Annotated in this window: 2 pseudogenes and 1 other annotated feature; both pseudogenes read left to right on the forward strand. The window is 36.7% G+C overall.

The features are described 5' to 3' along the window. Positions 1-1,516: 1,516 nt before the first annotated feature. Positions 1,517-1,726, forward strand: a pseudogene (locus tag A1232T_RS14480) (helix-turn-helix domain-containing protein); the annotation flags it as partial. A gap of 69 nt (positions 1,727-1,795) precedes the next feature. Next, positions 1,796-2,181 (forward strand): annotated as a pseudogene (locus A1232T_RS14485) (transposase); the annotation flags it as partial. Continuing rightward, positions 2,071-2,190, forward strand: a sequence feature (AL1L pseudoknot). It overlaps the preceding pseudogene by 111 nt. The last annotated feature ends 114 nt before the right edge of the window (positions 2,191-2,304 follow it).

A 2,304-nucleotide genomic window follows, 5' to 3' on the forward strand; every position in this document is an offset into this window, starting at 1 on the left:
ACGCTTACGTACTTTTGTCATTAGATAGACCTCTTTTTCTAAAGGATATTCTATCTTATTTGCTACAATTTTTTGGTCTAGTTTTCTGGGAGTATTATAGATAAAGTCATTCTAGCAAATCGTAAGCAGACGATAGACAGTGCAAAAGCATTAAATCCTGCGCGCTGGGGCGGCCGAGAGGTGAGAGATTGTACACCTGTGCCGCCAACGACTTTAAATCCAGTAAAAGAGCTAAAATCGATTGATAAGATGAGAGTCGCCTAATTCATTAAATGGTGACAACTATGTTGACAAACACCGTGTCTTGCTATTTTTTTTAAGATTACTGCTTTGAGCAGTAATCAGGGCTATTATCATTAGGCTCAAACAATTGATTCTTGCCTTGTTCATACTCAGGTTTTGGGTTAAAGTTTCACTAAGTCTGTTAAAGTTTGGCATGGTCTGATTCGTCTTAAAAATTACTATTATGCCTTTGCTTTAACAGACTTTTTTGTTTTTTTTGTCGTGTGCAGAGAATTAAAATGAATTATATATACTATGTAAGTAAGCATATATTGAGTGTTTTATTTATGAGTTATTACAAACACTATTGAATGCTTTCATTCAACTTTAATAGAAAAATGATAACTTTAATTTGTTTAGCTGCTAGAGGAGTTGCTAGATTCTGAACAAAAAAGTTTAGGCAATTATGGTCATGGACGTTTATAGTACACATAGAAGTGCGGTTTATTCAGTACGAGAAGCAACTAATCTATATTTAATTGATGAAGGTCGTCAGGAGGACATACCTAGACTTTCAGAATATTATGTAGAAGTTGATAATTATGCAGGAGACATGATTCCTGTACATTTAGTTAATAAAGAGGTTAGTGCTATATGTGATTTTTTTCAGGATACTTATCTTGGTCTAAAATTACATTTGAGAATGAATCTTGCTTCGATGCCTTTTTATAAATCTATTAATGAGTGTATAAAACCCTATCTTGATAGTAATGAACAAATGCTGTTTTTATTAGTCAGTAGGTTAGTGCACTGCTTCTTTTCTCTTATTACTGGATCGATTGCCCTTAAGTTAGTGCCAGAGAAAAATCGAATTAGGTTCGATTTGATCCTTAGAGAAGCGTATGTCTTAAACAAGCATCAAATTGATGGGGTGCTGGTAATTGTCTATAGACTTATGGAAGAGTTTTGTCCTGGAACTATAAAGAAAATAAAAATTGGTCACCGCAGTAGTTTGTATGAACTAGATTATTATAAATCAGTCTTTGGCGTTCCTATTGAGTTAGGTGAAACAACAAGCTTGATTTATGCGCTTGATAATACAGATGACTACAGCAGTGTCATCGATTTTCTAATAAAGCATGAAGAAGATATTAGTAAAAACTTCCTGGTTAATCCTCTACTAAACTTGCTTTCGGTACAGATTACTGAATATGACTATAAGCGTCGGTGTGAAATTGCTATTGAGACATTAATCGGATTTAGTCAGCCTACGCGCGATAATGTATCGAGTGTAATGAACCTAAGTGTTAGTACCTTGCAGCGCAGACTAAAGGACGAAGGTACGTCATTTCAAGAAGTCTTAGAGGAAACTAGAAAGCGTCTTTCGCAAACATATCTAGCAGAAAAGAACATATCAACTAATGAGGTTGCCTACTTGTTAGGATATAAATCTCCTAGCCAGTTTTTTAAATGTTTTAAAGGCTGGTTTGGCGTAACCCCTAAAGCTTATCGTAATAGCTTTATGAACCGCCCCGGGATTGTCGGAGACTCAACGCTCCAAGAGAATACGACAATGAAAACACGAAACTATACCCCTGAAATGAAAGAGCGAGCCGTCCGTATGCTAATTGAAGCTAAAGACGACTACCCATCCACCTGGTCAGCCATCAAAGCCATAGCGCCAAAGATAGGTTGCACGCCTGAGACCCTACGATCATGGCATAAAAAGCACATTGATAAAACCATTCCTGCGAATATTCAAGCTCAAAGCCAAGCCGAGCGTATCAAAGAGCTTGAACGTGAGAACAGAGAGTTAAAGCAAGCCAATGAGATTATAAAGAAAGCAGCTGGTCTTGAAGCCCAGGCGGAGCTCGACCGCAAACCCAAGTAATGGTTGATTTTATTGACGATCACAAACAACAATATGGAGTCGAGCCAATCTGTAGAGTATTACCGGTAATCACCCCAAAAAATAATAACACGTAAAAGTAGAAACTAACTGCTAAAATACTAGCAGGAGATTTCGACATGAAAAAATCAAGATTTACCGACACTCAGATTGTTAATATACTCAAACAAGCA

The sequence above is a fragment of the Psychrobacter pasteurii genome, from assembly GCF_900162815.1.
GTDB classification, from domain to species: domain Bacteria; phylum Pseudomonadota; class Gammaproteobacteria; order Pseudomonadales; family Moraxellaceae; genus Psychrobacter; species Psychrobacter pasteurii.